General features: G+C 64.1%; 16 protein-coding genes and 1 pseudogene. 4 read left to right on the top strand and 13 right to left on the bottom strand.

Features of this window, described 5'->3' with window-relative positions; genetic code table 11:
• Positions 1–118 precede the first annotated feature (118 nt).
• Positions 119–484 (bottom strand): winged helix-turn-helix transcriptional regulator, encoded by a 366-nt coding sequence (locus tag FPZ54_RS13765; protein WP_145848087.1) that lies wholly within the window; start codon positions 482–484, stop codon positions 119–121.
• Positions 485–575: 91 nt separating this feature from the next.
• On the opposite strand from FPZ54_RS13765, the gene FPZ54_RS13760 reads away from it, so the two are divergent.
• Positions 576–1,325, top strand: a complete 750-nt coding sequence (locus FPZ54_RS13760) for an SDR family NAD(P)-dependent oxidoreductase (protein WP_145848085.1) — start codon at positions 576–578, stop codon at positions 1,323–1,325.
• A gap of 80 nt (positions 1,326–1,405) precedes the next feature.
• Here the strand turns inward: FPZ54_RS13760 and FPZ54_RS13755 are convergent.
• From FPZ54_RS13755 to FPZ54_RS13735, 5 genes and pseudogenes are all read right to left on the bottom strand, one after another.
• Positions 1,406–1,693: pseudogene (locus tag FPZ54_RS13755) on the bottom strand (transposase); the annotation flags it as partial.
• Between the two features lie 189 nt (positions 1,694–1,882).
• Positions 1,883–2,797, bottom strand: coding sequence for a formylglycine-generating enzyme family protein (locus tag FPZ54_RS13750; protein ID WP_145849860.1), 915 nt, complete (start codon positions 2,795–2,797; stop codon positions 1,883–1,885).
• 93 nt (positions 2,798–2,890) lie between these two features.
• Positions 2,891–3,520 (bottom strand): 2-dehydro-3-deoxy-6-phosphogalactonate aldolase, encoded by a 630-nt coding sequence (locus FPZ54_RS13745; protein WP_145848084.1) that lies wholly within the window; start codon positions 3,518–3,520, stop codon positions 2,891–2,893.
• Positions 3,517–4,395: a 2-dehydro-3-deoxygalactonokinase gene (locus tag FPZ54_RS13740; RefSeq protein ID WP_145848082.1), complete on the bottom strand. Its 879-nt coding sequence runs from the start codon at positions 4,393–4,395 to the stop codon at positions 3,517–3,519. The genes FPZ54_RS13745 and FPZ54_RS13740 overlap by 4 nt, the downstream gene beginning before the upstream one ends.
• On the bottom strand, positions 4,386–6,020 hold the full coding sequence (locus tag FPZ54_RS13735) for a sodium/sugar symporter (protein ID WP_145848081.1): 1,635 nt from the start codon (positions 6,018–6,020) through the stop codon (positions 4,386–4,388). Before FPZ54_RS13735 ends, FPZ54_RS13740 begins: the two co-directional genes overlap by 10 nt.
• A 150-nt stretch (positions 6,021–6,170) precedes the next feature.
• Between FPZ54_RS13735 and FPZ54_RS13730 the strand changes: the two genes are divergently transcribed.
• Positions 6,171–6,908, top strand: a complete 738-nt coding sequence (locus tag FPZ54_RS13730; RefSeq protein ID WP_145848079.1) for a FadR/GntR family transcriptional regulator — start codon at positions 6,171–6,173, stop codon at positions 6,906–6,908.
• Positions 6,909–6,914: 6 nt separating this feature from the next.
• Here FPZ54_RS13730 and FPZ54_RS13725 read toward each other — a convergent pair whose 3' ends face one another.
• Genes FPZ54_RS13725 through FPZ54_RS13710 form a run of 4 tightly spaced genes read right to left on the bottom strand, consistent with a single transcriptional unit; the run spans position 6,915 to position 11,715 of the window.
• Positions 6,915–7,871 (bottom strand): family 43 glycosylhydrolase, encoded by a 957-nt coding sequence (locus FPZ54_RS13725; RefSeq protein WP_145848077.1) that lies wholly within the window; start codon positions 7,869–7,871, stop codon positions 6,915–6,917.
• Between the two features lies 1 nt (position 7,872).
• On the bottom strand, positions 7,873–9,030 hold the full coding sequence (locus tag FPZ54_RS13720; protein WP_145848075.1) for an aldose epimerase family protein: 1,158 nt from the start codon (positions 9,028–9,030) through the stop codon (positions 7,873–7,875).
• 19 nt (positions 9,031–9,049) lie between these two features.
• The gene (locus tag FPZ54_RS13715) at positions 9,050–9,904 is read right to left on the bottom strand and encodes an SMP-30/gluconolactonase/LRE family protein (RefSeq protein ID WP_145848073.1); all 855 of its coding nucleotides are present in this window, start codon (positions 9,902–9,904) and stop codon (positions 9,050–9,052) included.
• Positions 9,904–11,715, bottom strand: a complete 1,812-nt coding sequence (locus FPZ54_RS13710; RefSeq protein ID WP_145849858.1) for an IlvD/Edd family dehydratase — start codon at positions 11,713–11,715, stop codon at positions 9,904–9,906. The genes FPZ54_RS13715 and FPZ54_RS13710 overlap by 1 nt, the downstream gene beginning before the upstream one ends.
• A 116-nt stretch (positions 11,716–11,831) precedes the next feature.
• Between FPZ54_RS13710 and FPZ54_RS13705 the strand changes: the two genes are divergently transcribed.
• Positions 11,832–12,755 carry a Gfo/Idh/MocA family protein gene (locus FPZ54_RS13705; RefSeq protein WP_145848071.1) on the top strand — a complete coding sequence of 308 codons (924 nt, stop codon included), beginning with the start codon at positions 11,832–11,834 and terminating at the stop codon, positions 12,753–12,755.
• A gap of 48 nt (positions 12,756–12,803) precedes the next feature.
• On the opposite strand, the gene FPZ54_RS13700 is transcribed toward FPZ54_RS13705, so the two are convergent.
• From FPZ54_RS13700 to FPZ54_RS13695, 3 genes are all read right to left on the bottom strand, one after another.
• Positions 12,804–14,762 (bottom strand): glycoside hydrolase family 2 protein, encoded by a 1,959-nt coding sequence (locus FPZ54_RS13700; RefSeq protein ID WP_186456773.1) that lies wholly within the window; start codon positions 14,760–14,762, stop codon positions 12,804–12,806.
• 47 nt (positions 14,763–14,809) lie between these two features.
• On the bottom strand, positions 14,810–14,968 hold the full coding sequence (locus FPZ54_RS19915) for a hypothetical protein (protein WP_186456772.1): 159 nt from the start codon (positions 14,966–14,968) through the stop codon (positions 14,810–14,812).
• Between the two features lie 66 nt (positions 14,969–15,034).
• Positions 15,035–16,168: an endo-1,4-beta-xylanase gene (locus FPZ54_RS13695; RefSeq protein ID WP_145848069.1), complete on the bottom strand. Its 1,134-nt coding sequence runs from the start codon at positions 16,166–16,168 to the stop codon at positions 15,035–15,037.
• A gap of 452 nt (positions 16,169–16,620) precedes the next feature.
• Between FPZ54_RS13695 and FPZ54_RS13690 the strand changes: the two genes are divergently transcribed.
• Positions 16,621–19,407, top strand: a complete 2,787-nt coding sequence (locus FPZ54_RS13690) for a TonB-dependent receptor (protein ID WP_145848067.1) — start codon at positions 16,621–16,623, stop codon at positions 19,405–19,407.
• Positions 19,408–19,419 lie beyond the last annotated feature (12 nt).

The raw sequence follows: 19,419 nt of genomic DNA, 5'->3' as shown, positions 1-19,419 counted from the left end.
GCTCGGACCTTGATCCAGACATTCGGGCCAGCTTGCGTCGTCCTAAAAGCGGCGGCGGTTCATGCACTTCGTGGGGCACCGATATTCCCGGAAACCGCCTGAGGGCCCTGCCGCGAACCTATGCAGTGACGTTCAAATCACTGGCCGCCCGATTAGCCACGAGTTTCTCGACCGTGGTGATATGTTCTGTGCCCCACGCACACAGCGGCACGAGCGCATCGGCCAGCGTCTTGCCGAATGGCGTCAGCGAATAATCGACCTTGGGCGGCACTTGCTGGTAGTCGCGCCGATCGACCACACCATCTGCATGCAGTTCCTTGAGCTGCTGGATCAGCATCTTGTCGCTCACGCCGCCGACCGCGCGCTTGAGCTCTCCGTAGCGCCGCGTGTCGTGCGCCAGATGGAACAGGATCAGAGGCTTCCACTTTCCGCCGATCACCGCCAGCGCGACATCAAGGCCGCAGCTGAAAACCTTCCTCTGCATCGGCAGCTCCGGGCACTTACCAAAAGGTGCATACTAGTAATAAGAAATGTGCGTGTCTAGCTCCGCATCATTCAATGCTCGGAGGAAACACATGAACAGACTTCAAGGAAAGACGGCCCTCATCACCGGCGGCACCAGTGGCATTGGCCTCGCGACCGCAAAGAAATTTGTCGCTGAGGGAGCGCACGTCTTCATCACCGGGCGCCGCCAGGCCGAACTGGACAAGGCCGTCGACGAGGTCGGCGGCGCCGTCATTGGCATTCGCAGCGACGTTGCCAGCCTCGACGATCTCGATCGTCTGTTCGACCTAGTGCGCGAGAAGCGTGGTGGATTGGATATCGTGTTCGCCAATGCCGGGGGTGGCGATTTGGCGCCGCTTGGCATGATTACGGAGGAGCAGTTCGACCGCACCTTCGACACCAACGTTCGTGGCACGCTGTTTACGGTGCAAAAGGCGCTGCCTCTGATGCAATCGGGTGGGGCTATCATTCTCACTGGCTCAACCACCGGTTCGAAAGGCACGCCGGCATTCAGTGTCTACAGCGCGAGTAAGGCCGCGGTCCGCAATTTCGCGCGAAGCTGGGCGCTCGATCTCAAGGACAGCGGCATTCGCGTCAACGTACTTTCGCCTGGAGCGACCTTGACGCCCGGCCTCCAAGGCCTCGCAAGCTCGCCCGAAGAGGAAAAGGCGCTCGTCGCCGGGCTGACTGCACAGACACCGCTAGGTCGGATTGGCCAGCCCGAAGAGACGGCGGCGGTCGCGCTCTTCCTGGCCAGCGAAGACAGCAGCTTCATGACCGGTGCCGAGGTGTTCGTCGACGGAGGTTTGGCGCAGGTCTGAGCCGGCGCACGAGGACCGCGCGTATCGCGAAAGCCCGGGACGAGGACGTAAGAACTGATCTGCTGCCCATGGAGGTGCGCGACGATGTCACGCCGCCGCCCAAGCATCAGAGCTTTTGCCAGGACGTCCCGCAAAATGTGCTTATCCGGGCTGGGATCAGCGACCAGCTGCTTGAGCTTGCGGTTCTCCTCAAGCCGCTTCACCCGCCGCAGCTCGCCAAAGCCGAGCCCGCCATAAACCTTCTTCCAACGGTAGAAGGTCTGCTCCGACACGCCCATGCGACGAATGACTTCAGCCAACGGCGTCCCCGTCTCCGCCTGGTTCAACGCGAACGCGATCTGCTTTTCCGTGTACCTCGACTTCTTCATCTCCAGCTCCTTCCTCGTAATCTTCACAAGGCCGGAAAACTCTCACTCAATCTGGAGGAAAAACAGAGGGGACATCACCATCCCAAAGCGATTGGCCGCCTTTTGAGTTTCCCTCCGAAGAATGCCTAGCGAAAGCACGGCTTCTCAAGGACGACAGACAATTTCAATCGATCGCGTCCGTCGTGCCCCTCAATGCTCGCGGATGACGCAGCGGAAGCCGATATGGCTGGTGGCGCTGTCGATCGCCTGGGGGTGACGGGCCGCTGGTCGGTAGCGCTGGCAATAGTTCACGGCGCACAAATGCGAACCTCCCTTCAGCACCTTGCGCCCGATCTTCACCTGTGGTGTGGAGGGATCGATGCTGTCGCGCAGCCTAGCGCCGCGCGGGTTGGCGGCGACGCAGCAGCTTCCCTTGGTTTTGGCCAGCGCGCCCGTCCCGTACCAGTCGCGCGTCCATTCCCAGACATTGCCGATCATGTCCGACAGGCCGTAGTCGTTGATCGGGAAGCTGCCAACCGGGGTCGTGCGAAAACTGCCGCCCCCTTTGGTTGAGGCAAAGGGAAACAGTCCCTGCCAATAATTTGCGAGCACCGCACCGTCTGGCGCGAGTTCGTCACCCCAGGCAAACTCCCGACCTTCATGCCCGCCACGGGCCGCAAACTCCCACTCCGCTTCAGTGGGGAGCGCCTTGCCTGCCCATTTGGCATAGGCTTCGGCGTCCTCGAATGCGATATGCACCACCGGGTGGTCGTCCATGCCCGCGACCGAGCTCTCCGGCCCGGTCGGATGGCGCCAGTCCGCGCCGGCAACGAAGTCCCACCAATTGCCATGATCGTCGAGCGGAACCGGGGCGGGCGGCTTGATGAACACCAGCGAGCCCGGCATCGCAAATGCCGGATCGAGGCCCGGATAGAGCTTGGGGTCGGGCGGCAGTTCGGCAAAGGTGCGATAGCCGGTCGCCTCGACGAATGCGGCGAATTGCGCGTTGGTCACCGGCGTCTCGTCGATCCAGAACGGGTCGATCTTGACCCGCTTTAGCGGTCGCTCTTCCTCGTAAAACTGCTCCGAGCCCATAGTGAAGGTGCCGCCCGGGATATGGCGCATCGCTTCGGGGGCGGTGGCGGGCAGGGCGGCGGCTTGCTTCATCATCACTCTCGAATATGGGGCCTTGCGCTTGCCGGTAAAACCCCGGTGCGATCAGGTGCGGATGGCCGCAACGAACACGGCGGCACGCTCAGCCACCTCAATTGCGGTAAGGCCGGGCTTGTAGAGCGCCGACCCGAGTCCGAAGCCGGCCGCCCCGGCATCGCGCCACGGCTGCATCGTGTCCGGCGCGATCCCGCCGACGGGGAGCACGCGCATGTCCCTTGGCAGCACTGCACGCATCGCCTTGAGCACGGTGGGCGACGCCGCTTCGGCCGGGAACAGCTTGAGCGCGGTCGCGCCTGCGTCCACCGCCGCAAAGGCTTCGGTCGGCGTGGCGATGCCGGGCAGCGAGATCAGGCCGCGCCCGGCGGCCGCCGCGATCACGGCCGGATTGGCGTTGGGTGAGATGATCAGTGTACCCCCGGCATCGGCAACGGCGGCGACATCGGCTTCGCGCAGCACCGTGCCCGCGCCGACCATCGCCCGGTCCGACAGCCGCCGTGCCAGTCGCGCGATGCTGTCGAGCGGATCGGGGGAGTTCAGCGGCACTTCGATCAGGGTGAAGCCGGCATCGACCAGCGCATCGCCGATCGTCTCCACCTCATCCGGCCGGACGCCGCGCAGGATCGCGATCAGCGGGCATTGGGCAAAGGCGGCGTCGAAGCTGGCAAGATGTGTCATGGGAGTGCGGTTCCGATTGCGATGATGCCGGCGGCAAAGGCGGCGTGGCTGTCGACGATATGGGCGGCGCGGCCATTGGCCTCGATCGCGGCGGCATAGAGCGCGCCGAGCTCGGGGCCGGCGAGAATATGGATATGGTCGTGCGTCGTGCTCTCGATCCGCGCGACCACGTCGCTGCCGATCAGCAGGCCGCTGGCGAATGCCGCAGCGTCGGCGTCCTCACGCGTGCCCAGCATCTTCGCCGCACGAATGCCGAACAGCGAGGCGGTGAGATCGCGGCGCTTCGCTTCCTCGACGCCGTCCAGATAGGCGGCGTTCGCGCTCACCGCGCCCTGAAGCTGGGCGGCGAGCAAGCCGTGCTGGCGCAGCAGCCCGAACAGCTCCCCGGTCATCGCGGTGGTGAAGCCGGCGATGCGCCCGCCCGCCATCTCGGCCCATTTGCAATGCGTGCCCGGCTGGGCCAGCAGCGAATCGCCCGGCACCAGTTCGGCCGCGACCGCGCCGAGCAGTTGCACCTCTTCCCCGCGCATCACATCGGGTCGCCCGCCTGCCAGCGTCGAGACGCCCGGAACGATCGCGGTGCGGTCGTCGACGCGGTGCAGCTTTGCGGCCAGGTCAGCCACGCCCGCAGGCGCAGCGACATAGGGTGCGACCTGCCAGCCGATATTCGATCCCACCATGCCGGCGAGCAGCATCGGCAGGTCGCCGAACCGGTCACGGATCGCCGCTGCCTCCGCAGCGAAAGCCGCGACGGCGGTGACGCCGCGGTCGTCGCGTTCGGTCGCCGCGACCGCGCCGTGTTCGATCCGATAGACCCGGCGGTTGGTGGTGCCCCAATCGACCGCCAGGAACGGTTCGCCCCGCCTCACCACCATGTGACGTAAAGCGCGATCAGGATCAGGACGATGATGACCGAAGCGATGTTGAAGCTGGTGGTCGTACCGAACGACACGCCCTGCATCGTGATGCGGTTGCTGTCCGCGCGGGCAGGTCGCGCTAGCGAGACGACCACCGCGAGCGCGAGGCTGGCGAAGAACACGATCATCATCCGGTTCATGAACGGCACTGCGTTGAGCGCGGCGACGCCGCCCCAATCGGCGGGGAACCAGAAGATGAAGCTGAGCACCACGGAAGCCACTGCACCGACCAGCGCCCCGAGCTCCGTCGCGCGCGGCCAGAACAGGCCGAGCAGGAAGATGACGGTGATGCCCGGCGTCACGAAGCCGGAGAATTCCTGAATATACTGGAAGGCCTGATCGAGGCTGCCGAGCAGCGGGCGCGCAGTCAGGATCGCGGCGATGGTCGCTACGACCGCCGCGATCCGCCCGACCAGCACCAGCTGCTTTTCATGCCCTGCGGTCAGCGTGGCGTCGCCGCCGGCGTCCAGCGCACGGCTCTCCACGCCCTTCATCTTGGCATAGAGATCGAGGGTGAAGATCGTTGCGATCGAATTGATCTTCGACGCCATCGACGCGATGATCGCCGCGACCAGCGCCGCGAAGACCAGGCCGAGCAGGCCGACCGGCAACAGGCTCATCATCGTCGGATAGGCCTGGTCGGGGCGGGCGAGATCGGGAGCCAGAAGCACCGCAGCGATGCCCGGCAGCACGATGATGACCGGCATCAGCAATTTAAGGAATGCGGCGAACACCACGCCCTTTTGCGCTTCGGACAGGTTCTTCGCCGCCAGTGCGCGCTGGATGATATATTGGTTGAACCCCCAATAGCTGAGGTTCGCGATCCACATGCCGCCGATCAGCACCGACAGGCCCGGAAGATCCTTGTAGAAGGGATTGTCCTGCGAGAGGATCATGTCGAACTTCTCGGGCAGCTCGGTGGTCAGGCGCGTAAAGCCGCCGAGCACGCCGGCGTCGCCGCCGATCTGGCTGAGCGTCAGGTAGGAGATGACGAGACCGCCAAAGATCAGCAGCGTGACCTGAACGATATCGGTCAGCGCCACCGCCTTGAGCCCGCCGCGCAGCTGATAGACGAGCGCGAAGACGCCGAGGCCGACCAGCGCGACGTCCTGGTTGACGCCCGCGACCTGCGTCACCGCGATCGAACCGAGCCAGAGGATCGAGGTCAGGTTCACGAAGATGTAGAGTGCGAGCCAGAACACCGCCATCACGGTCCGGATCGTCGGACCGAACCGCTGTTCCAGGAACTGCGGCATGGTGTAGATTTCGTTCTTGAGGAAGATCGGCAGGAACCATTTGCCGACGATCAGCAGCGTTACCGCGGCCATCCATTCATAGGATGCGATGGCAAGACCGATCGCATAGCCCGATCCGGACATGCCGACGATCTGTTCGGCGGAGATATTCGCGGCGATCAACGAGGCGCCGATCGCCCACCAGGGGAGCGCTTTCGACGCCAGGAAATAGTCGGAGCTGTCCTTGACGTGACCTGCCTTTTCACGACTAACCCATTGGGCCAGGCCGAAAATGCCGATGGCATAAACGATCACAACAATCAGATCGATTTGCGACAGACTCGTCATCGCTGTGGTCCCCTCCAAGGATGCGCGACGTGGTTCCAGCCGCGGGGCGTACATTTATCTGATTAATTGGTCTTGTCTAGCGCCTCATTCCGCTTATCAATGATTGCGCCGGCCAATAAGGGACGGGAGCGGGAGGCGGTTCAGTTGACCATGGAGTTATCAACGCTGGTTCGGGGTGAGGGGCGGCCGGAGCTTGGGCGCAACCTGACCTATGGCCTGCTGGACAATCTTGGTCGCGCGATCGTGACCGGCCGATTTGAACGCGAGGCATTCCCGACCGAGGCCGAACTGGCAAAGCAGCATGGTGTCAGCCGTTCGGTGACACGCGAGGCGGTGAAGATGCTGACCGCCAAGGGGCTGCTCAGTGCGCGCCCGCGTCAGGGAACGGTGGTTCAGCCGACCACGTCGTGGAACCTGTTCGATACCGATGTGCTGCGCTGGCTGCTCGAACGGCAATTTTCGGTCGAGCTGCTCAAGCAGTTCAACCAGTTGCGCGTCGCGATCGAGCCCGAGGCCGCCGCACTTGCCGCGCGGTTCGCCGACGCGGACGATTTCCAGCGAATCAATGACGGGCTAGACCGCATGAAGGCGGCGGAGCAGGGGCATGACGATACGCTTGAGGCGGACATCGCATTTCACATCGCGATTCTGCGCGGCTCGGGAAACCCGTTCTACGCGCAGTTCCGGGAGGTGGTGACGACTGCGCTGCGCACGTCGATCCGCTTCACCAACCGGATCAAGGGACGCAGCGCCAGCGTCGCCGATCACGCGGCAGTGCGCGATGCGATCGTCGGGCGCGATCCCGACGGCGCGCGCACCGCGATGCGTGAGCTGATCGGAGACGTGCTGGAACTGATCGATGCGGCAGAGGCAGGCGCGGCTCGCTGAGCCGCGTCACTGCATCGCAATAGGTTCGATCGCGCCGTCTGGCCCATAGGTTATCGGTTGCACGACGATGCGGCGCTGGCCCTTATAGGGGCCGTCGCCCTGCTCGCCTTCCCAGCGATGATAAGCGATGTGCCAGCGGCCAGTGCCGGGGTCGCGCAGACAGGCGTGGTGCCCGGGCCCCTTGAAGCGCCCATCGCTGGTCAGGATCGCGCCGCGATACGCCCATGGACCCGACGGCGAACGCGACGTGGCATAATGGACCGAATAGGTCGCATGCCGCCACGAGCCATGGGAGTAGGATAGATAGTAGGTGCCGTTCCGTTCATGCACGAACGCGCCCTCGGTGAACTGCGGTGGCGTCTCGACCGGCATCTCGCGGTCGAGCGACGTCAAGTCCGGGTTCAGCCGCCACATCCGCAACGTCGCACCCGCGCTGCCGCCGGCATAGAGATACCGGCTGCCATCGCGAGGATCGACGAAGACCGCCGGATCGATCGCCTCGAACCCGTTGCCTCCGGTGATCAGCGGCTTGCCGCTGTCGGAACAGGGGCCAGCCGGAGTATCGCACGTGGCGACCCCGATGCGGCTGGGCGTCGGGTTCTGCGGGCCGACCGAATAATAGAGATAATAGCGGCCATTGGCGGCGACCATGTCGGGAGCCCAGAGAAAATGGCGCGGCGCACCGTCGTCAGCGATCCAGTCGATATCGTCCAGCCGCAGCAATTCGCGGTCACGCTGCCAGGTGCGCAGATCGCGTGACGTCCATGCGTATAGCCGCGCCGCCCCGCCTTCGCCGCTGTTGGTCGGATAGATCCAGTAACGGCCGTCCGCGACCTCGATATCCGGATCGGCACCGGCGAACGCGGTCGGTGCGTCATGCGCGACCACGGCCGCTCCCAGTACTATGGGAACGGCCGCGCACAGGGCGGCGAGGCGGATCAACGATCGCTCCGCCGCCAGCATCTCAGCGCTTCCTGCGCGGCGCTGCGCCGGTGGTGAGACGATAGGTCATCACGTTGCGATAGGTCTGGCCCGGATCGAGCCGCGCGCTGGGGAATCCCTTCTGGTTCGGCGCGTCGGGGAAATTCTGCGGCTCCATCACGATCGCATCGCCCATGCGATAGATTTTCCCGGCTTTCCCGCTGCTGGTCGCGTCGAAGAAATTGCCCGAGTAGAATTGCAGTCCCGGCTGGTTCGACCACAGCTCGAACCCGCGGCCCGAAGCCGGGTCATGGACCTTCGCCATCAGCTGCTGGCCGGGGATTACCTTGCGACCGATCACCCAGTTGTGATCATAGCCGCGACCCCAAACGATCTGCTGGTCCCTGGCATCGCGAACCCGGTCGCCCACCGCGCGCGGCGTGCGGAAATCGAACACGGTGCCCGCGACCGACTTGAATTCGCCGGTCGGGATCGCACCGTCGTCGGTCGGTAGATAGGTCTGCGCCGGGATCATCACGACATGGCCCATCGCGCCATTCGCCGACCCTTCGCCCGACAGGTTCCAGTAATTGTGGTTGGTCAGGTTGACGACGGTCGCCTTGTCGGTGGTGGCGCGATATTCGATGGTGAGATGGTTCTTCTCGTCGAGCAAGTGGATCGCATCGACCGTCAGTGTGCCGGGATAGCCCATCTCGCCGTCGCGGCTCACATAGCGGAAGGTGACCGACGCGGTCGGACCGCTCTTTACCGACACCACGTCCCACAAAACCTTGTCGAACCCCTTGGTGCCGCCGTGCAGCGCGTTCTTCCCATTGTTGACGGGGGTCTGATAGGTCTTGCCGTCGAGCGTGAACTTGCCCTCGGCCAGCCGGTTGCCGAAGCGCCCGACGATCCCGCCGAAATATTGCGGCTTGGTCTCGTACAGGTCGATCTTGTCATAGCCGAGCGCGACATCGGCCTTGCGGCCATTGCGGTCGGGCATCACCACCGACTGGATCGTCGCGCCATAGGCGATCATCGTCACCGATACGCCACGACCGTTGGCGAGCGTGACCGATGCGACCGCGCGTCCATCGGACAGCTTGCCGAAGCTGCCGCGCTTGGCGGTCGCCGCCTCTGCCGCGCCGCCCAGGATACAGGCCGCCGCAGCGGCCACCAGATATGCGCTTTTCGTTGCCATCTTGAATCTCTCTCCTGCTTTATCCGCGATACATCATGGGCGCCCGGCCGCGACAACCGGGATCGACTTCGAACAGCGCACCGCCATGTTCCTCGTCCACGCCATCGGCGGCGGAGGTGACGAACATGCGGTCGAGATCCGGTCCGGCAAAGGTGCAGCTGGTAATCTGGCTGGCGGGCAGGGCGATCGAGCGTTCGCGGCGCCCCTCCGGCGTGAAGCGTGTCACGCACCCCGCTCCCCAGCAGGCGACCCACAGCCCGCCCTCGGCGTCGAAGGTCATGCCGTCGGGATTGCCCCATTCGGGCTCGAAGACGATGAACGGGCGGCGCTCCGACAGGCTGCCGTCGTCGTTGATGTCGAAGCGGAAGATGGTGCCGAGCGCGGTGTCGGTGTGGAGGAGCCAGCGTCCCGTCGGATCGATCGCCGGGCCGTTGGCGATGGTGTAGGGGGCATCGACCGCGGCGATCCGCCCGTCGGGATCGATGCGGTGGAATGCGCCGCTGGGCCGGTCGCAACTGGCGGGCATCGTTCCCGCCCAGATGCGGCCCTGTGCGTCCGCCTTGGCATCGTTGAGCCGGTTGCCCGCGATGCCGCGATCAACCGATCCGATGACCGTATGCGCGTTGGAGGGAAGGTCGAGCCGGACGATGTCGAGCCCGACCCCCGCGACGAACCCACCCGCCTCTCGCTCGATGATCCAGGCGGCATAATCGAGCTGCTGGAAACTCTCGACGCTGTTGTCGGTCAGCGACAGGCGGTTGATGCGGTGGTCGAGGATATCGACCCAGTAGAGCGCATCCTCGCGCGCCGACCAGAGCGGGCCTTCGCCCAGCCGGTCGGCACGGTCGCGGTCGATGATTGCGACGTCAGCCATCAGTGGCTGTCGCGGGGAAGCCCGCGCGTCTGCGCGATCCGCTGGTACTTGACCGCCAGCTCAATCACTGCCCCGCCCTCGAACTGGCCAGTGATGTTGCGGTGGATCTCCTGCCACGGCGTCTGCGAGGCGGGGACATAGTCTAGATCGGCGGCCAGCGCCGCGCGACGGCGCTCCAGCTCGTCGGCATCGACCAGCATGTCTGCGGTGCGCTTGCCAAGATCAATGCGCACCCGGTCGCCGGTGCGGATCAGTGCGAGCCCGCCGCCCACCGCCGCTTCGGGCGCGGCGTTCAGGATCGACGGGCTGCCGCTGGTCCCCGATTGGCGTCCGTCGCCCAGGCAGGGGAGGGCATGCACCCCCGCCTGGATCAGCGCCACCGGGGGCCGCATGTTCACCACTTCCGCGCCGCCCGGATAACCGATCGGCCCCGCGCCCCGCATGATCAGGATCGAGGAATCGTCCGCGCCCAGCGCCGGATCGTCGATCCGCGCGTGATAATCCTCCGGCCCGTCGAACACGACTGCGGTCGCCTCGAACGCTTCGGGATCATCGGGGTTGGACAAATAGCGCGCGCGGAACTCTGGCGAGATGACGCTGAGCTTCATCACTGCGCTGTCGAACAGATTGCCCGACAGTACGCTCAGGCCAGCAGCGGGTTTCAGAGGATCGGCCAGCGGGCGGATGACATCGGTGTCGCTCGCCTGCACATCGCCGATATTCTCGGCGACCGTGCGACCGTTGGCGCCCACGACACTGCCGTCGATCATCCCGGCGCGCAGCAACTGTCCCATCACCGCCGGGACGCCGCCGGCGCGATAGAAATCCTCGCCCAGATAGGTTCCGGCTGGCTGGAGATTGACGACGAGCGGCACGTCGGCCCCATGCGCTTCCCAATCCGCCAGGCTCAGTTCGACGCCGATATGACGGGCGATGGCGTTCAAGTGGATCGGCGCGTTGGTCGATCCGCCGATCGCGCTGTTGACGCGGATCGCATTGAGGAACGCCTCCCGCGTCATGATGTCGCTCGGCTTGCGGTCGGCCTGCACCATCTCGACGATCTGAAGGCCCGTGAGATACGCATTCTCCTGCCGGTCGCGATAGGGCGCAGGGATCGCCGCCGATCCGGGCAGCGACATTCCGAGCGCCTCGGCGAGCGAGTTCATCGTCGTCGCGGTGCCCATCGTGTTGCACCAGCCGGTCGAGGGCGCCGACGAGGCGACCAGCTCGATAAACCCCTTATAGTCGATCTCGCCCGCGGCGAGCATCTCGCGCGCCTTCCACACGATGGTGCCGGAGCCGGTGCGCTCGCCCTTGAACCAACCGTTGAGCATCGGCCCGACCGACAGCGCGATCGCCGGAAGGTTCACCGTGGCGGCCGCCATCAGGCAGGCCGGGGTGGTCTTGTCGCAGCCGATGGTGAGGACGACCCCGTCCATCGGATAGCCGTAGATGGATTCGACGAGGCTGAGGTAGGACAGGTTGCGGTCGAGCCCGGCGGTTGGGCGCTTGCCCGTCTCTTGAATCGGGTGCGCGGGAAATTCGATGGCGATGCCGCCCGCGTCGCGGATGCCTTCCCGGGTGCGCTTGACCAGTTCGATGTGGTGGCGGTTGCACGGCACCAGGTCGCTGCCGGTCTGGGCGATGCCGATGATCGGACGGCCGGACTGGAGCTCTTCGAGGCTGATCCCGTAATTCAGGTATCGCTCGACATAGAGCGCGGTCATGTCGGGGTTTTCGCGGTTGTCGAACCAGGCACGCGATCGCAGCCTGCGATTCGCCGGTTTCGTGCTATCGTCCGCCAAGCCCATACCCTCTCCGGTTCCCCGCCAACGCGCCGGCACCGCCGTCGCTCGCTTCATATGCGCGTTGATATAGTGCATTTTCGCGGATAGGAAGCATATATATCGTATAAAAGAGGCAGGGTGTGGATAGGATCAAGCTAGGGCTCGCCGGGATCGGCAAAATCGCACGCGACCAGCACGTGCCGGCGCTCGCCGCCTCGGATGATTTTGAACTGGTGGCGACGGCGAGCCGCCATGGGCGGGTCGAGGGCGTGACAGGCTATGTTTCGATTGCCGAAATGATCCATGCCTGTCCGCAGGTCGAGGCGGTATCGCTTTGCACCCCGCCTGAGGGGCGGTTCGAGCAAGCGATGACGGCGATTCGCGCTGGCAAGCATGTGATGCTGGAGAAGCCACCCGCAGCGACGGTGTCGGAGGCGGAGGCGCTGGCCGCTGCGGCGCGGGCGTCGGGCGTGACGTTGTTCGCCACCTGGCATTCGCGCGAGGCGGCGGAGGTCGATGCCGCGCGCACCTGGCTGGCCGACCGGCGCATCGACGCGGTGCGCATCCGTTGGATGGAGAATATCCGGCAATGGCATCCGGGACAGGACTGGATCCTGGCCGCCGGGGGCTTTGGCGTGTTCGATCCGGGCATCAACGCGTTGTCGATCGCGACCCGCATCCTGCCGCAGCCGCTGGTCGTGCTGCACGCGACGATGGACGTGCCCGCCAACCGCGCCTGTCCGCTCGCTGCTGCGATCACCTTCCGCAGCGGCGAGGCGGCGGTCGATGCGTGCTTCGACTTCCTCCAGACCGGCGGGCAGACCTGGGATATCGAGGTCGATACCGATGCAGGCATGCTGCGCCTGACGCATGGCGGCAGCCGTCTGGAATTGCCGGGTGAACCGCTCGTCAGCGGATCGAACGATGAGTATCCGCGGCTGTATCGCCGCTTTGCCGAGCTGGTGCGCAGCGGCGAATCGGACGTCGACCTTCGCCCGATCAAACTGGTCGCGGACGCATTCCTCGTCGCTGAGCGCCGCGTGACCGAACCGTTCGAATTCTGACATCGCGGTGCGGACGGGCGGTGCTATCCGCCGCCCGTCCGACGCACCCTAGTCCTCGGTCAGCGGCGCGGCGATCTCGGCTAGCGTCCCCACCGGAATCTTGATAACTGCGCGATCATAGGTCAGCAGACCGTTCAGTTCGCCCTCGACATCGGTGGTCTCGGTATAGACCGATGCGGCGAGGCCCTCCATTTGCTTCTGGCGCACTACTCCGCCCATCTTTTGCTTGTAGCGGGCAAGATAATCCTCGGGGGTCTTGGCGGCCTGATAGAGGCGATCGACGCGATCCGGGAACCACAGATGCCCCGGCACCGAATAGCTCACCCCGCCGAATTCGCCGATCACCGATGCGCGGCCCGGTCGCCATTCGGGCGATTTCGGCGTCTCGTCATAGCTGTGGATGTCGTACACGTCGGACGGCGTGTCGCCGACGTCCTGCCAGCCGCTGACTGCGTTGACCAGGCGGCTGGGGTCGGTGCCCTTGACGAAGCGGCCGAGCGTGGCGGCGTCATACTGCCCCCAGCCTTCATTGTTCACCACCCACATCACGATCGAGGGGAAGGCGCGCAGATCGCCGATCATCCGCGAAAGCTCGTCCTGAAACTGCGCCATGTCGTCCGACGACAACGTCGCCTGGCGGTCGCTCGCGCGGCCGACGCCCTGGTCGCGGAATCCGCCCGAGGGCATGTCCTGCCAGATCAGCATGCCCATCCGGTCGGCGGCGGCGTAATATTGCGCCGGTTCGACCTTGATATGCTTGCGCAGCATGTTGAACCCCGCCTTTTGGAGGAATTCCATGTCATAGATCATGGCCTCTTCCGACGGCGGGGTGAGCAGGCTTTCGGGCCACCAGCCCTGATCGAGCGTACCGTTATGGAAGAGCGGCTTGTTATTGAGATGCAGCGCGAGGCGATTGCCGACCGGGCCGCGCCCGACCGAAATCTTGCGCATCGCGAAATAGGCATCGACCGTATCGCGTGGTGCACCGACGATCTTCGCCGTCGCAAATGCATCGGCCTCGCGCTGCGTCTGGCCCTGCTGATACATCGGCGGATTAGGCCTGCCGCCGCCCAGCGGATTTCCGACCGTCACCAGTTCGGCGGTAAGATCGTAGAGAAACGGATCGTCCGGCGACCACAGCCGCGCATTCGGGATGGCGATGAAGCCGCGCCGGTTGCCGCGGATCAGCGTCGATCCCACGACCTTGCCACCAGCCCGCGCCGTAACCCGCACCGCGTCGGTCGCCATGCTGCCGCTGCTGAGCAGCACGTCCACCGCCAGCATGCCGGTGTCGATGTGCGGCGTCGCGCGCACTTCCTTGATGTGCAGCCTGGGCACCGGCTCAAGCCACACCGTCTGCCAGATGCCCGAGACCGCAGTGTACCAGATGCCGCGCGGATCGAGGGTCTGCTTGCCGCGCGGCTGGCTGCCGTCGGTGGTCGGATCGGTAACACGCACTTCCAGCGCGTTCGCCCCCGCCCTGAGGAAGGGGGTGATATCGAAGCTGAACGCATCCGATCCGCCGCGATGCGATCCGGCGAATGCGCCGTTGACGAACACCGCCGCCTCGAAATCGACCGCGCCAAAATGGATCAGCACATTCTGCCCCGCCCAGGCCGCCGGCACTGTGAAGTCGCGGCGATACCAGAGCCGGTCATTCGCGGTCAGGCGACGCTGCACGCCCGACAGGCGCGATTCCACCGCGAACGGGACCAGAATCTTGCCGTCCATCCGGCTGGGCTGCGGCGCGTCCAGCGGCGTGATCGCATAGTCCCATTTGCCGTTGAGGTTCAGCCAGTCCTTGCGCTTCATCTGGGGGCGGGGATAGCTGCGCCAGGCATTCTCCGCCGTCACTGCCTTGCCCCAGCGGGTGATGATGTCGCCGGCATAGACTTTGTCGCCGCCCTGCGGAGCCGGCGCAGGCGCAGGCGCGGTCCGGCTCCACGCCGCGGCAGGGGACAGCATCGATGCGGCGAGCGCCGTCATGCCGATGAGAGCGAAGCGCATATTTCCTGTCCCCTTTTCTCGATGGACTTGGCCCGCGTCGCGCGCGGTCAGTCGATTTCGCCCAGCAATTCGCGCGCGCAAATGCGTTCGAAGCGGCGTTGAAGCCGGGCCTCTTCGGCCATGCGGTCGCGGTACTTGCGATCGCTCAGCTCGTGCCGCGCGACGCCGCAGACCGGAGCGACGCGCGGACGGTCGGATTCATGCATATGGTCTTCCCGAATGGGCGGGCCGCCGCAGAGCCGGTCGCGACCGGCCCCGCGGCGGCGCATCGCTCAGCGGCGCGGGCCGTTGGCTTCGGTCGTCAGCCGCTTGATCATCTCGACCTCGGCCGGGCGATAGGGCTTGCCGTTGGCGCGCAACACGTCGTGGAACCAGATGGTCGGTTCCTCATGCGTGTAGGGCTTTTTCCAGCTGTCCCACGGCATGCGGGTCTGCGACTTGCCGTCGACAAAGCCCCAGTTGAACATCGCGATCTTGTACTTCTTGCCGATCGGCAGCGAGCCGTCGAAGGTCGATCCGTTGCCGCGCGCCATATATTCGGTGGCGAGCACGGGGCGGCCATAGCTCATCATCTGCTTGGCGCGCTTCTCGAAGGTCTCGGGCCAGCTATAGTCGTGGAAGCTCATCACGTCGGACTGGGCGACCTGGATCTTCTCGACCGCGTCGAGCTTGTCTTGTTGATCCCAGTTCTGGCCGATCCACAAGCCGCTGGTCAGCGGCTGGGTAGGATCGACGCTGCGCGCCCATTCGAAGACGGGACCAAGCAGGCCGGCAACCAGCGCGACCTTGTTCGGCGTCGGCTTGTACGCGCCGCCCCCGCCGCCCTGGTTGTTGGGCTCGTTCCACACGTCCCACGCCACGATCCGCTGGTCCTTTGCGAAGGATCCGACAATGTCCTTCACATAGGCTTCGAGCTTGCCGTACTGGCTCTTGTCGGCGAGCCGTGCGGCACCGGGTGCCTGCATCCATCCGCTATTGTGGACGCCGGGGATCGGCGGCCGCTGCGGCCCCGACACGGGGTCCGGATCCCAGCAGCTGTCGAACAGCACGAACATGATCTTGATTTTGTGCTTATCGGCGATCTGGAGGAAGGTTTCCATGCGTTGCTTGAGCCCGGCGGCGTCTTCTTCCCACAGCATATTGTGGAGATAGACGCGCATGGTGTTCATCCCCATGTCGGCGGCCCAGCCGAGTTCCTGGTCGATCTCCTTCGGGTTGAAACTGTCGGCCTGCCACATCTCGAACTGATTGATCGCGCTGCGGTTATTGTAATTCGCGCCGACCAGCCAGGGCTGTTTGGCATACCAGCCATTGGCCTGTTCCTTGGTCCACATATCCCGCGCGTCGGCGGGGAGCGCCGCAAGGCCGGTAAAGGCCGCGCCGGCGAGCAGCAGCAGATGTTTCATGCACGGTTGTCCTGATCCAGAGTGGAAGTGGCTTTGCGGGTGTGGTGCTTGTCGCGCGGGTGTCGACGTCGAACAATTCGCTGTGCGAAATATCATGCCCATCCCCTCGTACCGGCGCTGTCGAGCGAGCGCCTTGAGGGCCAGCCTAACCAAAAGCGCCCACGCTTGAAAGCAAATTATCAGATTTATCTCATGCAAATTGCCGGACGCCATTCAAACGGGCGAGGCATCATATTCGATGCGCAACCGCGACCGGCAAAAGTCGAAACAGCCGGTGGAAAGGCGCGGGAAGCGCACTGCGACGCGTGCCCACGAGGCGCCAGAAACGTCATTTCGCATATTATTCTATTTATATGATTGATAGCCTCTGGAGGCTCTGGTAGCCGAAACCGTCCTGGAAGAGATGCCGCAACGGCACCCCGGATTGTTTGTGACACAAAGGGGAGGAACGCATGCGAGTTGATTTACTTCTGACCGCATCGCTTGTTGCATTTGCCACCGCCATTCCCGCCACCGCTCAGGAAGCGCCTGCACCGGATGTTTCGACCCAGCCTGGAGAGGGTGAAGCGGAAGGGGTTATCGTCGTCACGGGTGTCCGTGCCTCGCTCGAGCGCGCGGCGGAGGTGAAGCGCAATGCAGTACAGGTCGTCGATTCGATTGTCGCTACCGACATTGGCAAACTGCCCGATCCGACGGTGGCGGCGGCATTGCAGCGCGTGCCGGGCATCCAGGTCCAGAACGACCGCAACAACGAATTGTCCACCGTCCGCATCCGCGGCCTGACCGATATTCTCACCACGGTGAATGGGCGGGAGGTCGTCACCACTACCGGTCGCGGTTTCGATCTGCAGGATGTCCCGGCCGAGGCGCTGGCACGGATCGACGCCTTCAAGTCACAGACCGCAAGCCAGATCGAGGGCAGTGTGGCCGGTGCGATCGACCTGCGCCTCAACCGTCCGTTCAATTTCCACGATCCCACGCTCGTGCTGTCCGCGCGTCAGAATTATGCATTGTTGGCCGATGCCAGCAATCCACAGTTTGGGATTCTCGCCACAACGCGCAAGGACACCGGGATCGGCGAGATCGGCGTGCTGGTCAACGCGACCTACTCGCGTGCCGAGAATATTCGCGCCGTCTCTAACCTGAGCGAGCGACGCTATTCGGGCGGAGCGCCGCTGAATGTGCCGGGCCTGATGATTCCGCAGGTGCTTCGCAACATGCCCGATGTCGGCGATGTCGAACGCAAACAGGTGAATGCCGCGATCCAGTGGCAGGCGACCCCATCGCTGGAGGTCTATCTCGACGGTCTCTACACGCACTTCCGCAGCACCACCGGGTTCGTCGGGTTCAATCCTCAACCCTTCACCAACAATTCGCGCATCTCGCAGGTCACCGCGAGCGATTATTGTTTCGACGCGCGAGTGAACGTCGGCGGCACCAACCCGCAGCTCGTCAATAATGCCGACGGCACGGTGTCGATCCAGCCCTTTACCGTGCAACGCGTGTGCGAACTGGAAAGCGCGCGGTTCGACAATGTCGTCATCAACCAGAATTCCAATTCCGAAGACATCACCCAGCGAAACAAGATGATCGCGGGCGGCCTCAACTTCGAGGAGGGCGGTACCAAGCTGGTGTTTGACGCGGCGTACCAGACGTCGCGCTCCTTCCTTCAGAATTTCAATGCCGAGGTGGGGCAGCGCGTGCCGTCGATCTTCGTGGTGCTGAACGACGATAACGGACCGTCCTTCACCATCGACCCCTCGATCCCTATGAACTCGGCCAATTTGTCGCTGCGCAATTCGATCAACCAGAATTACTCGCTAGGCGAGGGCGAGCTGCTGCAGGCGCGGCTGGATGGCGAGTTCGAGGTCGGCGGGCTGTTGCCGAAATTGAAGGCGGGGCTGCGTTTCGCACGTCGCGAAGCGCAGTTTCAGGAGGTCCGCCAGACCAACACCGTCGCCTCGATCGGGTTCGGCAATATCGGCACCCCCAGCGAGGCCAATGCGCGCCTGATCTCCAGCCTGCCGTTGTCCGACGATTTCTTCGCGGAAATCGGGATCGCACCCCGACTGAACGGCGGAACGCCGTTTATCGGCATCAATCCTGAATATCTCCGTTCGGAGCGAGGGCGTAACGAATTGCGATCGCTCTTCAATCTGCCGCTGCGTCAGCCGGACTACGATCCCACCAAGACGTTCACCGCGCAAGAAACGACTTATGCCGGCTATATCGAGGGCAGCTATGAAATTCCGCTGGGCGACCTGACGCTGGACGGGGTGATCGGCACGCGAGTGATCCGTACCGACCGCACCATCGGCGGCTTCACCCGTACGGGCACGACTTTAAATCCGATCACCGCCTCCACGTCGGACACCGACCTTTTGCCTGCGGCGACCGCGCGATTGAAGTTCCCCGGCTCGTTCCAGACGCGCCTGACCTATTCGCGGTCGATGCGGCGGCCCGATTTCGGCGCGCTGAATCCGAACGAGACGCTGACGCTCGTAGGCAATGTGTTCCTGCTCAACAACGGTTCACGCGGGAACCCTAATCTGAAGCCGCAAAAATCGGACAGCATCGACGTGACGGCGGAATATTATTTCCGCAGCGGCTATATTGCAGTGACCGGTTATTATCGCTCGATCAAGGATCGCGTGGTCAATTCGAACACGCAGGAGGAGATTAACGGCCTCAACTACCTGATCTCGTCACCTCGCAACATCGGCTCGGTCGATCTGAAGGGGCTGGAGGTGAGCGCCCAGTATTTCTTCGATTTCCTGCCCGGGGCGCTCTCCGGATTTGGCGTCCAGGGCGCGTTCACCCTAGCGGATTCGAAGGTCAAGGGCGATGACACGCTGGCGGGCAATCCGCTGGTCGGGGTGTCAAAATACAACTACACGACCGGACTGCTCTACGACAAAGGTGGCCTGAGCGGGCGGCTGATCTGGACCTATCGTTCCAAATATATCAACGCCGACAACACCGGGGGCGTTGCGTTGCGTCCGTTCGATCCGGCGCGGGTCAACGAGGCCTATTTGCCGGTGTTCCTGTCCTATGTACGTCCGGCTGGACGGCTTGATTTCAGCGTCGGGTACGACGTGACGGAATCGCTTCGCCTCGACATCGGTGGAACCAATCTCCTGCGCAACAAGACCTCGACCTATTGGGGCGACGAGCGCGTCGTGCTGGGTCTGCAGGGCGATGAGACGGTCTATTCCATCGGCGCGCGGATTAAGTTCTGAACGATGCACAGG

Origin of the sequence: Sphingomonas suaedae, from assembly GCF_007833215.1 — a bacterium.
Classification (GTDB): Bacteria; Pseudomonadota; Alphaproteobacteria; order Sphingomonadales; family Sphingomonadaceae; genus Sphingomonas; species Sphingomonas suaedae.
The sequence above is the reverse complement of the archived record's forward strand: the minus strand, read 5'-3'. Positions and strand labels throughout refer to the sequence as shown.

Bases quoted from the DNA above. Each gene is read 5' to 3' on its own strand.
- FPZ54_RS13750 (WP_145849860.1), bottom strand. From the start codon at position 2,797: ATGCGCCATATCCCGGGCGGCACCTTCACTATGGGCTCGGAGCAGTTT.
- FPZ54_RS13720 (WP_145848075.1), bottom strand. From the start codon at position 9,030: ATGGCAACGAAAAGCGCATATCTGGTGGCCGCTGCGGCGGCCTGTATC.
- FPZ54_RS13740 (WP_145848082.1), bottom strand. From the start codon at position 4,395: ATGGTGGTGAGGCGGGGCGAACCGTTCCTGGCGGTCGATTGGGGCACC.
- FPZ54_RS13735 (WP_145848081.1), bottom strand. From the start codon at position 6,020: ATGACGAGTCTGTCGCAAATCGATCTGATTGTTGTGATCGTTTATGCC.
- FPZ54_RS13765 (WP_145848087.1), bottom strand. From the start codon at position 484: ATGCAGAGGAAGGTTTTCAGCTGCGGCCTTGATGTCGCGCTGGCGGTG.
- FPZ54_RS13690 (WP_145848067.1), top strand. From the start codon at position 16,621: ATGCGAGTTGATTTACTTCTGACCGCATCGCTTGTTGCATTTGCCACC.
- FPZ54_RS13715 (WP_145848073.1), bottom strand. From the start codon at position 9,904: ATGGCTGACGTCGCAATCATCGACCGCGACCGTGCCGACCGGCTGGGC.
- FPZ54_RS13695 (WP_145848069.1), bottom strand. From the start codon at position 16,168: ATGAAACATCTGCTGCTGCTCGCCGGCGCGGCCTTTACCGGCCTTGCG.
- FPZ54_RS13700 (WP_186456773.1), bottom strand. From the start codon at position 14,762: ATGCGCTTCGCTCTCATCGGCATGACGGCGCTCGCCGCATCGATGCTG.
- FPZ54_RS13730 (WP_145848079.1), top strand. From the start codon at position 6,171: ATGGAGTTATCAACGCTGGTTCGGGGTGAGGGGCGGCCGGAGCTTGGG.
- FPZ54_RS13760 (WP_145848085.1), top strand. From the start codon at position 576: ATGAACAGACTTCAAGGAAAGACGGCCCTCATCACCGGCGGCACCAGT.
- FPZ54_RS13725 (WP_145848077.1), bottom strand. From the start codon at position 7,871: ATGCTGGCGGCGGAGCGATCGTTGATCCGCCTCGCCGCCCTGTGCGCG.
- FPZ54_RS13710 (WP_145849858.1), bottom strand. From the start codon at position 11,715: ATGGGCTTGGCGGACGATAGCACGAAACCGGCGAATCGCAGGCTGCGA.
- FPZ54_RS19915 (WP_186456772.1), bottom strand. From the start codon at position 14,968: ATGCATGAATCCGACCGTCCGCGCGTCGCTCCGGTCTGCGGCGTCGCG.
- FPZ54_RS13745 (WP_145848084.1), bottom strand. From the start codon at position 3,520: ATGACACATCTTGCCAGCTTCGACGCCGCCTTTGCCCAATGCCCGCTG.